The sequence below is a fragment of the Nonomuraea sp. NPDC049129 genome, assembly GCF_040648495.1.
GTDB lineage: Bacteria > Actinomycetota > Actinomycetes > Streptosporangiales > Streptosporangiaceae > Nonomuraea.
Map to the genome: position 1 here is coordinate 89508 of NZ_JBEZDU010000023.1, position 12508 is coordinate 102015.

Below are 12508 nucleotides of genomic sequence, written 5' to 3' on the forward strand. Positions count from 1 at the left end.
CATGACACTAGGTCTGATGGAAGCCGCCGGTGACCGCCAGCAGCCGTCGTCCGGCGTGCTCCGGCCGGATGTTGGGGCCTTCCGCGGCCCTGGCGTCCGGTCGGCGGGTGAACGCGTTGATCGCGTTCTCGTCGATCGTGATGCCGAGACCCGGCGCGTCTCCGAGGATGAAGGCGCCGTCCTCGATGGACAGGTCGAGCGAGATCCCGACCGGCGGGTGCAGATCCTGCAGCTCGCTGGCCAGGTGGTTCGGCACCGACGTCGCGGCGTGCAGCAGCCCGACCGGCGTGGTGCCGATCGGGCTGACCGGCAGGTCATGGGCGTGCGCCAGGGCGGACACCCGAAGGAAGTGGGTCACCCCCCAGACCGCGGCCGTCTGTACGATGTCGACCGCCCCCGTGGCCAACAGCGGACGGAACTGCTCGAGCCCGGTCAGGTTCTCCCCGGTGGCGACGGAGGCGCGGATGCCGTTGCCGACGACGGCCAGGCCTTCGGCGTCCCACCTCCGGACCGGCTCTTCGATCCAGGTGAGATCCAGGGTGCGTTCGAGCTCGCAGACGTGCCGGACCGCCTGCTTGCGGGTCCAGGCCTCGTTCACGTCGAGCATCAGGCCCGGCCGTGATCCGTGCCTCGCCTCGGTCAGGACGTCCCGTACCAGTGTCAGGCGGTGCCGGTCGCAGTCGATGTCGAGGCCGCCCTTGAGCTTGGCCGCCCGCAGGCCGTGCTGGGCGTAGAGCTGGTACGCCGAGACGAGTTCGTCGTCGGTCAGGCCGATGTCGAGGCCTGAGGCATAGGCGGGGACCCGCCGGTCGCGTCCGCCCAGCAGCCGCCAGAGCGGTTCACCGGCCGCCTGTGCCTTGATGTCCCACAGGGCGGTGTCGAGCGCGCCGATCGTGCCGAACACGGCTCCGGCGTGGCCGGCCTTGAACGTCTGCCGCAGCATGCGGTCGTAAAGAGCCGTCACGCCGCGCGGGTCCTCCCCCTCGATCGCGGCGAACACGGTGTCGATCTCGACGTGCGGCCCGAGGCCGATGCCGGTGATCCCCTCGTCCGTGTCCACCATGACGACCGGCACCGACACGACACCGTCGGCGAAGACACCGTTGGCGTCACCGACAGGACGGCCCCATCTCTGGACCGTCGTCGTGGTCCGATATGCCGTGATGCGCATGTCAGCCTTTCGTGGAACCGGCGGTGACGCCGTCGGCGATCTGCCGCTGGAGGAACAGATAGATCATCAGTACGGGTATCGCGGCGATCAGGACTCCCGAGGCGAAGGTGGGGATGTCGTCGGAATACTGTCCGCGCAGCGCGTTGACCCCGATCATGAGAGTGCGATGCTCGGGCGACGGCATCATCAGCAGGGAGATGAGCACGTCGTTCCAGCAGAACAAGGCGTCGAGGATGCCGACCGACAGCAGCGCCGGAACGCCCAGCGGCAGCATGATCCGCCGGTACACGCCGTACACCGTGTTCCCGTCGATCCTGGCCGCGTCGACGATCTCCGCCGGAATGGTCCTGTAGTGGCTCGTCATCAGGAAGACGGTGAACGGCAGGAACTGCGCGACGTAGGCCAGGATCAGCCCCGGATAGGTGTCGATGAGCCCGCTGTCGGCCATGATCCTGGTGAGCGGCACCATGATCACCTGGAAGGGGATGAACAGCCCCGCGAGACAGCCCAGGAAGATCACCGAGGATCCGCGGAAGCGCAGTTGGCTCAGCGCAAAGCCCGCCATCGAACCCAACAGCAGCAGCAGGGCCACGGCGAATGCCACGACGATGAACGAGTTGACGAAGTATCGCGCCATTCCGGCGCCGGCCCACGCCTCGGCGAGGTTGTCCCAGCGCAGGGAGCCCGCCGGGGAGAACCGGTCGAGGATGTAGTCGCGGCGGGTCTTCATCGCGACATTGGCGGTGAACAGGAGAGGATAGATCGTCGCCAGCGCGAGAGCGGCCATGGAGACAGCGGCCACCCACCTGGCCGGACGCCTGCCGGGCATCAGTCCTGCCTGCCCGCGCGCCGGAGCAGAGTGATCTGCAGGAGCCCCACCACGAGCATGACGACGAAGAGAACCGTCGAGGCGGCCGAGGCGAGCGCCGGCTGGTTCAGCTGTCCCTGCTGGTGCCAGATGTAGAACTCCGGCAGGTAGGTCGAACCCTCTGGTCCTCCGCCGGTCATGACGAAGAGCAGGCCGAACATGGAGGTCAGCATTCCGATCATGGTGGTCACGAAGACGAACTGGATGGTGCGCGTCAGGCTCGGGATGATCACGTGCCAGATGATCTGGCCAAGCGAGGCGCCGTCCACGCGGGCGGCGTCCAGCAGCGAGGCGTCCAGGGTGCTGAACCCGGCGAGGAACACCACCAGAGCCATCCCGAACGTCGCCCATATGTGCACGCCGACAACCGTGAACATGGCGATGCCCGGATCGCCGAGCCAGTCGACCGGGCCGACGCCGACCGCCCCGAGGACGGCGTTCAACGGGCCGTCGAACCCGAGCATGAGGTTGAAGATCGCACCGACGATCACCGGTGAGAGCACGGCCGGGAAGAAGTAGACACTGCGGTAGACCCGGTGACCGGGCACCCGCAGATAGATGAAGGTCGCGAGCAGGCCGGGGATCGCCACCGCCACGGGCAGCAGCAGCACCAGCAGCCCGACGTTGCGCAGCGACGTGCTGAACAACGGGTCGCCGAGCAGTTCCAGATAGTTGCTCAGGCCGACCGGGGCCCCATTGAGCTCGCCGTCACCGGTGAAGGAGAAGTTGACCCCCAGGACCAGCGGCCACAGCCGCAACACCACGATGATCAGTACGGCCGGCGCCACCAGGACGTAGGGCGCGAGGCGCTCGGCGCGCGCCCTACGGGTGGTACGGGCGCCCCGGTGCGTGACGGTCGCTGCGCCGGCTCGCCCGGAGCCGGCCGGGCGGACCAACGGCGACGGACCTCCGATCGGCACCCGGTCAGCCTGTCCGGTCGGAGGCGGCCAGCTGCTCCACAGCCTTGTCCACGGTGGTCGAACCACTCAGGAGCTGCTGGGACAGTCTTCCCATCAGGTCCACAGTCTTGGAGGACAGCGCGACATGCAGGGCGGGCTTGCCGGTCTTGATCTCGGGCACGATCGCGGCGACGGCCGGGCCCGCCTGAGAGACGTCGATCGTCGTGTCGGACGCGATCGCGCCGGCCTTGGCGTAGAACGCGGTCAAGGCGTCGGTCGAGGTCAGGGATCGCACCAGATCGGCGGCCAGCTTCGGGTCCTTCGTCCACTTGGCGACGGCGTAGCCGATGCCGCCGTCGTACGGAAGGCTGGGCGTGGCTCCGTCGGTGACGACCGGGGCCGGCATGACGCCGATCTTGTCGGGCGGCAGGAACTCGGCGAAGTCCTTCCAGTGCCCGACGTCCGACATCAGCCCGATGATGTGCGCGGCCTTACCGGTCTCGAAGACCCTGAAGATGTCGGTGAACATCGCGGTGGAGTTGGCACCGTCGTTGTTCAGCCCCTTGTCGCCGGCGTCCTTCCACAGCTCGAAGATCCGCTTCACGTGGGGGGAGGTCCAGTCACGCTTCCCGGCGATCCAGTTGTCGTACTCCTGAGACGTCAAGATGCCGGAGCCGAGGCCCGACATGAAGAACTGGATGCCGATGCCTTCCTTGTTGCCGAGCGCGAAGCACGCGGCTCCGGTCGCCTTCTTGATGGCGGCGCAGCCGCTGACCAGCTCCTCCCAGGTCTTGGGCGGGTTCGCCGGGTCGAGACCGGCCTTCTCGTAGAGCGCCTTGTTGTAGTAGATCGGGTGGCCCTGCAGGGTCACCGGCGCGGCGTAGGTCTTGCCGTCCTTGCTGAAGGCGTCCCAGCCCGCCAACCGGCTCTTGTCCTCGCTCACGTACTGGTCCAGCGGAAGGAGCGCGGCGACCCGATCGCGGAGCTGTCCGCCCCCGTTGAACAGCATGACGTCGGGTCCCTTGCTGGACTGAATGGCCGTGCCGAGCAAGGTGTAGTACTGGTCGAAGGGCTGGGCGACGAACTCGACGGTGACGCCGGGATGCCGATTGGCGAAGTCGGCCTTCGCCTTCTCGATGTAGGTGGCCGCCGCCGGTTCGCCGGACTTCCAGTCCCACACCACGAGCTTCTGCGGCTTGGACTGCGAGTCTCCGCCGGACGGGGACTCCGTCCGCGCCGCACTCCCGCAGCCGGCCACGGCCAGTCCCGCGGCAAGCAGGACCGACCACAACGCTCGCTGCCTCATAGCTGTTCACCCTCCGAGAGCGGCCGATATGCCCGTCGCCCTGGGAAACATAATTCGTATGACGTATTACGGTCAAGAGGGACATGTAGACTGATGCGGTCGCGCTGTCCTTGCCAGTCACCAGAGGGGGGATATGACGGCATCGCAGGAAACGGGCAGCGCCGTCCCGGCACCACCGGCCTGGGCCCAGCGTCCGGCCAGTCTCGCCAGAGCGGTGACCGCCGAGCTGGTGGAGCGCATCGTTCGCGGCGTGCACCCGCCGGGGACGCCGCTGCCCACCGAGCCCGCGCTGTGCGAAGCCTTCTCCGTGAGCCGCACCGTCGTCCGGGAAGCGGTGAAAGTCCTGCAGGACAAGGGACTGGTACGGGTCCGTCAGGGCTCCGGCACCATGGTGACCCCTCCGGTGATGTGGGACATGCTCGACGAGCTCGTCCTCGCCGCGGCCATCGCCGCGGACGAGAGCCTGACGATCCTCGACGACCTCGTCGTCACGCGGCGCGTGCTGGAGTCCGACATGGCGAACGTCGCCGCCCGCCTGGCCGAGCCGGACACCATCGAGCAGCTGCGCGCACTGGTGGATCGGATGGACGAGCTCGTGGCCGACCCGGTCACCTACGCCGAAAGCGACCGCGCCTTCCACGACACGATCATGCGGGCGTCGGGAAACCGCATCGCCCGTGGCGTCGTACGGGCGATGGAAAGCCAGGTCATCAACACCGCCCGGTACATGGGCCGGACCGAGCGAGCCCTGTGCGTGGCGTCGAACCTCGGCCACCGCCGCGTCTACGAACGCATCGCCGCCCACGATCCCGCGGGCGCCGCCGAGGCGATGTTCCATCACATCACCGAGGCCTGGATCGTCCGCCGCAGCGGAACGGCCGACCCCGCCCGGTTGCAGCGTTAGCACCCGTTCGCGTCCACGGAACCGATTCGATCGAGGGCCGTGAAAGTTTCATCGCGGCGCGTCAGTGGTGACCACGGTCGCTTTTCCTGGTCAGCAGCCGGAGCGATGGGGTCGTCTCAGGCACAGGCCCGCAATGTCGAGAAGGCCGAGCCTTGACAGGTCTTGTCACGGTCATATTTGCTCCGCTGCACCATCGCCTCCAGCCGCCAGGAAGAAAGGAGGCCCCATTATGGCGGCGTTGAGTGAGCGCTAACACTCCAACGCCCTCACCTCCGGAAACGGCGGTGGAAGTGGCTTCCCTTTTACGTTGTCCCCCCAAAAAAAGGGAAAGGAAATGTGTGATGTCGAGGCTTAGATACCTCCTCACCGCTATCGCTTCCGCTGTACTGCTCGTCGTCCTGGCCACGGTGCATACGGCGCTGGGCGACAGCGCGCCCCCGCCTCTCGCACAACAGAGCGCCCTCGCGGGCACCGCTGGATGCGGCAAGACCCCAACGCTGAGAAGCGGTACGCAGTCGATTACCACCAGCGGGAAGAATCGTAGCTATATTCTGAGAATTCCAGACAACTACAACAACAACACCCCATACCGGTTGATCTTCGGATTCCACTGGAATGGCGGCACCGCCAACGATGTCGACGGGGGCGGAACCAGTGGGTATCCCTGGTCCTACTACGGGCTCAGGGCATTGTCGAACAACACCGCGATCTTCGTCGCGCCTCAGGGCTTCAACAACGGCTGGGCCAACTCGGGCGGTGAGGACATCACCTTCGTCGACGACATGATCCGCCGGATCGAGGCGGACCTCTGTGTGGACACCTCCCAGCGCTTCGCCATGGGCTTCAGCTACGGCGGCGGCATGAGCTACTCGCTCGCGTGCACCAGGGCGACGGTCTTCCGCGCCGTGGCGGTCTACTCCGGCGGGCAGCTCAGCGGGTGCAGCGGCGGCAACGAGCCCATCGCGTACATCGGGCTGCACGGCCTCAGGGATCCGGTGCTCAACATCTCCACGGGCCGGTCGCTACGTGACAGGTTCGTCAGGAACAACGGCTGCACCCCCCAGAACCCGCCGGAGCCGGCGCAAGGCAGCCTTACGCACATCGTCACCAACTACTCGGGGTGCCGGGCCGGGTATCCGGTCGCATGGGCGGCGTTCGACGCCGGCCATACCCCCGGTCCCGTGGACGGGAAGCCCGGCGACTTGGAGCCCGGCGAGAAGTCCTGGACCAGGCCAGTGGTGTGGAACTTCTTCGCGCAGTTCGGAGGCAGCGACCCGAATCCGACGCCGACGCCGACGGTTGATCCGCCGGCGACAGGCGCGTTCAAGGGTGTGGGGTCGGGGCGGTGCCTGGACGTCAGCGGAGCCTCGCAGGCCAACGGCGCGCAGGCGCAGATCTGGGACTGCAACGGGCAGTCCAACCAGCAGTGGGCCGCCACCAGTTCCGGTGAGCTGCGGGTCTACGGCGGCAAGTGCCTGGACGTGAACGGGGCCGGGACGGCGGACGGCACCGCGGTGATCATCTGGGACTGCAACGGGCAGAACAACCAGAAGTGGCGCCTCAACGCCGACGGGAGCATCACGGCGGTAGGGGCGAACAAGTGCCTGGACGTGTCCGGGTACGGCACCGCCAACGGCACCAAGGTGCAGATCTGGACCTGCACCGGCGCCACCAACCAGCAATGGACCCGCGTCTGACAGCTGACCACGCGCCATCGCCGGGACGAGTCATCGCCCCGGCGATGACCACGAGCACGCAGGCACGTATGTGGTGCAGGGCTAGTGCTCGTACCCAACGGAGGCCGACCGCCCGCGAAACCCTCATGGGCTTGGAGAACCGAAAATGGCTGATTTATCGCGAAGACAAGTGCTGAGATTCGGCGCGGCTGGAGCTGGAGCCGCGCTGTTGCCCTTGCAGTGGACGGCCGCGGCCCGGGCCGCGTCGGTGGCGCCTCCGGAGGTGCGCGCCGCGAACGATCTGGCCTTGTGGTACGACGAAAGCGCCGGCACGGAGTGGCTGCGCGCGCTTCCGATCGGAAACGGTCGCCTGGGCGCCATGGTGTTCGGCAACGTCGACACCGAGCGGCTGCAGCTCAACGAGGACACCATCTGGGCCGGCGGGCCGTACGACCAGAGCAACACGAAGGGTGCGGCGGCGCTGGGGCAGATCCGGCAACTCGTCTTCCAGAACCAGTGGAGCCAGGCCCAGACCCTTGTCGACCAGAACATGCTGGGCAACCCTTCGGCTCAGCTGGCCTACCAGCCCGTGGGCGATCTGCGACTGACCTTCGGCAGCGCCGCCGGGGTTTCGGAGTACAACCGTTTCCTCGACCTGACCACGGCCACCACGACGGTGACGTACCTGCAGAACGGCGTCCGGTACCGGCGTGAGGTGCTCGCGAGCGCGCCGGATCAGGTGATCGCCCTCCGCCTGACCGCCGACAAGCCCGGCTCGATCACGTTCTCGGCGACCTTCGGCAGCCCGCAGCGGACGACGCGGTCCAGCCCGGACGGCACGACGGTGGCGCTCGACGGCATCTCCGGCGACCAGAGGGGCCTGGCCGGCAAAGTCAGGTTCCTGGCACTGGCCCGGGCCGTCGCAGAAGGCGGCAGTGTCAGCAGCTCCGGCGGCACCCTGCAGGTAAGGTCCGCCAACAGCGTGACGGTGCTGATCTCCATCGGCTCCAGCTACGTGAACTACAAGGACGTCAGCGGCGACTACCAGGGCATCGCCCGGCGCCATCTCGACGCCGCCGCCGGCCGGACCTACGACGACCTGCGTGGCCGGCACGTCGCCGATTACCAGCGGCTGTTCGGGCGCACGACGCTCGACCTCGGCCGCACCTCGGCCGCCGACCAGCCGACCGACGTACGGATCGCGCAGCACGCGAACAGCAACGACCCGCAGTTTTCGGCGTTGCTGTTCCAGTACGGCCGTTACCTGCTGATCTCCTCCTCGCGCCCGGGCACCCAGCCAGCCAACCTGCAGGGCATCTGGAACGACTCGCTGACCCCGTCCTGGGACTCGAAGTACACCCTCAACGCCAACCTGCCCATGAACTACTGGCCGACCGACACCACCAACCTGCCGGAGTGCTACGAGCCGGTGTTCAGGATGATCAACGATCTCACGGTCAGCGGCGCCCGCACGGCCCGGGTGCAGTACAACGCCGGCGGCTGGGTGACCCACCACAACACCGACGGCTGGCGGGCCTCGTCGGTCGTCGACTTCGCCGCGGCGGGCATGTGGCAGACCGGCGGCGCGTGGCTGGCCACCATGATCTGGGATCACTACCTGTTCACTGGCGACCTCGATTTCCTGCGGCAGTACTACCCGGCCATGAAGGGGGCCGCGCAGTTCTTCCTGGAGACCCTCGTGCAGGAGCCGAGCCTGGGTTACCTGGTAACGAACCCGTCGAACTCCCCCGAACTCAACCACCACTCGGGCGTCAGCATCTGCGCCGGACCCACGATGGACAACCAGATCCTGCGTGACCTGTTCAACGGCTGCGCCAACGCCGCCCAGGCGCTCAACGTCGACGCCGACTTCCGTACGCGGGTCCTGGCCGCCCGGGACCGGCTCGCGCCGATGAAGGTGGGCTCGCGCGGCAACATCCAGGAGTGGCTGTACGACTGGGTCGAGACCGAGCAGAACCACCGGCACATCTCCCACCTCTACGGCCTGCACCCCAGCAACCAGATCACCAAGCGCGGCACCCCCGCGCTGTACACCGCGGCGCGGCGGACCCTCGAACTGCGCGGCGACGACGGTACGGGCTGGTCGCTGGCGTGGAAGATCAACTACTGGGCGCGGATGGAGGAGGGCACGCGGGCGCACGACCTGATCCGCGCCCTCGTGACGACGGCCCGGCTCGCCCCCAACATGTTCGACCTGCACCCGCCATTCCAGATCGACGGCAACTTCGGCGCGACGTCCGGCATCGCCGAGATGCTGCTACAGAGCCACAACGGTGAGCTTCACGTGCTGCCGGCGCTCCCGGCGGCCTGGCCGAGCGGGACGGCACAGGGTCTTCGAGGGCGCGGCGGCTACACCGTGGACGCGACGTGGAGCTCCGGCGGGGCCACCGAGATCCTCATCAGGTTCGACCGTGACGGGACGGTCAACGTGCGCGGCCGGATATTCGCCGGGACCTACCAGGTGGTCGACACCACGACCGGCGACACCGTCAGCGTCACCAAACCCGAGAACGACGTCATCAGATTGACCGGTCAGGCCGGTCGTACATACCGCATGACCGGGTCCGGCGGCACCCCGCCGGCGACCTACGTGCGGATCACGAACGCGGCCACCGGCCTGGCGCTGGACAGCGGCGGGAATGTCGCCTCGGGGGCGAACCTCAAGCAGTGGAACTGGGACGGCAGCACCAACCTGCAGTGGCAGCTCGTGGACCTGGGCGGTGGGTGGTACCGCATCGTCAACCGTACCAACGGCATGGTCGCCGACAGCTGGGGCAACACCGCCAACGGAGCCAACGCCAGGCAGGCGGCGTGGGGCGGCGGCGACAACCAGCAGTGGCGCCTCAACAGCACGGGCAACAGCCGCTACCAGATCATCAACCGCGGCACCGGCACGGCCCTCGACGGCATGGGCAACAGCACAGCCGGCTCCACGGTGGCCATGTGGACGCCGAACAACAGCACCAACAACCAATGGACCATCACGGGCCTGTGACCTCATATCCACCGCCGATCACTTTGGAGAGAGAGGGTTACTCAACCGCCCGACGCGAGCGAATGGGCGGGGCCGAACGCGGGCGGATCAGGACGAAGGGACGGGGCCTGTCGAGTCGCGGACGCCGCAGTCGTCCTGAACTGCCACCAGTTCACGTTGAACAGGTAGCCGCTTCCGCTGCGTCGGACTTCGCCCAACTGAAGGTGGTCAGGCTCAGCGGGGAGCCGTGATCGGTCCAGTTCACCATGTCGGTGGAGGGACGCAGCAAATATGCGGCAAAAAGGTACTGTCAAGAGCGCCTTAACTTGCCGTGGCCGGAGGAGGCACCGACCAGGTGCGCTCACCTCGGATTATCCAGTCCGGACGCGATCGACCCAGCGAGAGCGTCGCCATGAAACTTTCATCCCGCCAAGCCGCCCGAAATATTTCGAACCAAGATTGCGCATCTGGCCAGTCCAGCAGATACAGAATGAGCAGGCGACTCCGAAAGTTTCACTACTTTCTTGACAAGTTTCGGCGAGATCCACACACTGAGTGCCCGAGGTGAGTTCCCCCTTCCCATGATTCGCCTATGGAGGCTCAAGCATGCGTGTCAACACCATGTCCCCGCCTGCCGCCCGGCGGCCGCTCGGCGCGCGCCGCCGGGCGCTGATCACCGGCGCGCTCGGCGCACTCGGCATGATCACGGCACTTGCGACGGCGATTCCAGCCGATGCCGCAGCGAGCACGCTCGGCGCGGCAGCCGCGCAGAGCGGCCGCTACTTCGGCACCGCCATCGCCTCGGGCAAGCTCGGCGACTCCGCCTACACGACGATCGCCAATCGCGAGTTCAACATGGTGACGGCCGAGAACGAGATGAAGATCGACGCCACCGAGCCCAACCGGGGCCAGTTCAACTTCACCAGCGGGGACCGGGTCTACAACTGGGCCGTGCAGAACGGCAAGCGGGTGCGCGGGCACACCCTGGCCTGGCACGGCCAGCAGCCCGGCTGGATGCAGTCATTGTCGGGCAGCTCGCTGCGCCAGGCGATGATCGACCACATCAACGGCGTCATGGGCCATTACAAGGGCAAGATCTACGCCTGGGACGTGGTCAACGAGGCCTACGCGGACAGCGGCGGCGGCCGGCGCGACTCCAACCTCCAGCGCACCGGTAACGACTGGATCGAGGTCGCCTTCCGCACCGCCCGCAACGCCGACCCGGCCGCCAAGCTCTGCTACAACGACTACAACATCGACAACTGGACCTGGGCCAAGACGCAGGGCGTCTACAACATGGTCAAGGACTTCAAGGCCCGCGGCGTGCCGATCGACTGCGTCGGCCTGCAGTCGCACTTCAACGGCAACAGCCCCTACAACAGCAACTACCGCACCACCATCTCCAGCTTCGCCGCCCTCGGGGTGGACGTGCAGATCACCGAGCTGGACATCCAGGGCGGCTCGGCCACCACGTACGCCAACGTCGTCAACGACTGCCTGGCGGTGCCGCGTTGTGCCGGCATCTCGGTCTGGGGGGTTCGCGACAGCGACTCCTGGCTCGGCGCCAACGCCACCCCGCTGCTCTTCGACGGCAACGGCAACAAGAAGGCCGCCTACACCTCGGTGCTCAACGCGCTCAACGGCGGCAGCACGACGCCGCCGCCCGGCGGAGGCGACGCGGGGCAGATCAAGAGCACGGCCTCCGGCCGCTGCGTGGACGTGCCCAGCTCCAGCACCACCGACGGCACCGCGGTGCAACTGTGGGACTGCAACGGTCAGAGCAACCAGCAGTGGACGCAGACCTCAGCAGGGGAATTGACGGTGTACGGCAACAAGTGCCTGGATGCCGGGGGCACGGGCAACGGCGCCAAGATCCAGATCTACTCCTGCTGGGGTGGCGACAACCAGAAGTGGCGCGTCAACTCCGACGGCACGATCGTGGGCGTGCAGTCCGGGCTGTGCCTTGACGCCGTCGGCGGCGGCACCGGAAACGGCACAGGGCTGCAGCTGTACAGCTGCTGGGGCGGCAGCAACCAGAAGTGGACCTACAACGCGGGCACCGCGTGAGCTTCACCGACTGCTCGCCCTGGCGCCTGGTGACCTGGACCAGCTTCACCTGCTGACCGCACTCCCGATGCGATCCTCCCCCGGCCCCGGCGAAGGGGCCGAGAGGGGTGAGCCACGCCCGTCGTGGACCGCAGACCCAAGCGGCCCCTCGATCCGGCCCGTGCAGCATGTCGGAGCCCCGGCACTCACATCTGGGCCACGCCACCAAGAGAGCAAGTTAACTTGTGATCCGTGGCAGATTACCTTGAACTTCTCTGAAACTTTCACATGCACGAGCAGTTCGGCGTGATCTCCTCGGAGGCAAAACTCCAGACGGGAAAGCGTTCTGACGGCAACATCCAGGGCGGCAGGGGGTACCCGTCGTTGACGCCGGGCGGGACCGTCGGATGTACTCCGCGACAACGTACTCAACGGAGCAGCCCGTACAGCTCGACAAGATCAATGTTAGCGCTAACAGCTTCGAGCTGTTTGCAATCTAGTCAAGGAGCCCTGGATGTCCCCCCGCACCAGCTTCTGGGTGATCGCATGAGCGAACTGTTAACGCTAACGCGGCGTTCGCGAGCAGCGTCTCCGCCCATCAGCCAGGGCGGCCTCTCCGAGGGCCTAACCCGATGAACCCGTG

Annotated in this window: 8 protein-coding genes; 4 read left to right on the top strand and 4 right to left on the bottom strand. The window is 67.0% G+C overall.

The window, feature by feature from the left end; translation table 11 throughout:
* Window positions 1-7: 7 nt before the first annotated feature.
* The 4 genes from AB0B64_RS46695 to AB0B64_RS46710 are packed head-to-tail and all read right to left on the bottom strand — an operon-like array spanning window position 8 to window position 4244.
* Window positions 8-1171, bottom strand: coding sequence for a mandelate racemase/muconate lactonizing enzyme family protein (locus AB0B64_RS46695; RefSeq protein WP_358189817.1), 1164 nt, complete (start codon window positions 1169-1171; stop codon window positions 8-10).
* A gap of 1 nt (window position 1172) precedes the next feature.
* The gene (locus AB0B64_RS46700; protein ID WP_357959906.1) at window positions 1173-2000 is read right to left on the bottom strand and encodes a carbohydrate ABC transporter permease; all 828 of its coding nucleotides are present in this window, start codon (window positions 1998-2000) and stop codon (window positions 1173-1175) included.
* Window positions 2000-2959, bottom strand: coding sequence for a sugar ABC transporter permease (locus AB0B64_RS46705; protein WP_358189836.1), 960 nt, complete (start codon window positions 2957-2959; stop codon window positions 2000-2002). The genes AB0B64_RS46700 and AB0B64_RS46705 overlap by 1 nt, the downstream gene beginning before the upstream one ends.
* Window positions 2960-2963: 4 nt before the next feature.
* Window positions 2964-4244, bottom strand: coding sequence for an extracellular solute-binding protein (locus tag AB0B64_RS46710; protein ID WP_358189849.1), 1281 nt, complete (start codon window positions 4242-4244; stop codon window positions 2964-2966).
* A gap of 133 nt (window positions 4245-4377) precedes the next feature.
* Between AB0B64_RS46710 and AB0B64_RS46715 the strand changes: the two genes are divergently transcribed.
* The 4 genes from AB0B64_RS46715 to AB0B64_RS46730 all read left to right on the top strand — a co-directional run bounded on the left by AB0B64_RS46715 (window position 4378) and on the right by AB0B64_RS46730 (window position 11886).
* A complete protein-coding gene (locus tag AB0B64_RS46715) occupies window positions 4378-5148 on the top strand; it encodes a FadR/GntR family transcriptional regulator (protein WP_357959900.1) in 771 nt (256 codons plus the stop codon).
* Window positions 5149-5741: 593 nt separating this feature from the next.
* Entirely contained in the window at window positions 5742-6845 is a 1104-nt protein-coding gene (locus tag AB0B64_RS46720) for a lectin (RefSeq protein ID WP_358189870.1), read from the top strand.
* 169 nt (window positions 6846-7014) lie between these two features.
* Window positions 7015-9840: a glycoside hydrolase N-terminal domain-containing protein gene (locus AB0B64_RS46725; RefSeq protein WP_358189881.1), complete on the top strand. Its 2826-nt coding sequence runs from the start codon at window positions 7015-7017 to the stop codon at window positions 9838-9840.
* Between the two features lie 585 nt (window positions 9841-10425).
* Window positions 10426-11886 (top strand): endo-1,4-beta-xylanase, encoded by a 1461-nt coding sequence (locus AB0B64_RS46730; RefSeq protein WP_358189893.1) that lies wholly within the window; start codon window positions 10426-10428, stop codon window positions 11884-11886.
* Window positions 11887-12508 lie beyond the last annotated feature (622 nt).

Excerpts from the sequence above, each read along its gene's own strand:
- AB0B64_RS46695 (WP_358189817.1), bottom strand. The coding sequence starts at position 1,171 with ATGCGCATCACGGCATATCGGACCACGACGACGGTCCAGAGATGGGGC.
- AB0B64_RS46700 (WP_357959906.1), bottom strand. The coding sequence starts at position 2,000 with ATGCCCGGCAGGCGTCCGGCCAGGTGGGTGGCCGCTGTCTCCATGGCC.
- AB0B64_RS46710 (WP_358189849.1), bottom strand. The coding sequence starts at position 4,244 with ATGAGGCAGCGAGCGTTGTGGTCGGTCCTGCTTGCCGCGGGACTGGCC.
- AB0B64_RS46715 (WP_357959900.1), top strand. The coding sequence starts at position 4,378 with ATGACGGCATCGCAGGAAACGGGCAGCGCCGTCCCGGCACCACCGGCC.
- AB0B64_RS46730 (WP_358189893.1), top strand. The coding sequence starts at position 10,426 with ATGCGTGTCAACACCATGTCCCCGCCTGCCGCCCGGCGGCCGCTCGGC.